1 pseudogene is annotated in these 308 nt (G+C 28.6%); it reads right to left on the bottom strand.

Annotated elements, in window-relative coordinates:
• Positions 1-308, bottom strand: a pseudogene (locus tag GNY06_RS15745) (transposase); the annotation flags it as partial.

Below are 308 nucleotides of genomic sequence, written 5' to 3'. Positions count from 1 at the left end.
TTAATACATTTTATAACAGTCATTGCCATTATCTTAGATAATATTATGTTCTTAAAGCCATCAATGGATTTCGCATATTTTCTTCTAATAATAAACTGATCACATAATTGCGAAAATAAGGTTTCGATGGTCTTTCGTTATTTTCTAAAAATATAAGGCTGCGGATTATATCCATGTTGATTTTTTCGCATAGGTACTTCCTTATTAATCTGGTTGTAAGTAAATAAGTCTCTTTGATAATCAATACTCAGATCACCTTTGTCTCCTAATATTGTACAATTTTGATACAAGTGCTTAATATCTTTGAG

It is taken from the genome of Elizabethkingia argenteiflava (genome assembly GCF_009904105.1).
Lineage (GTDB): Bacteria > Bacteroidota > Bacteroidia > Flavobacteriales > Weeksellaceae > Elizabethkingia > Elizabethkingia argenteiflava.
The sequence above is the reverse complement of the archived record's forward strand: the minus strand, read 5'-3'. Positions and strand labels throughout refer to the sequence as shown.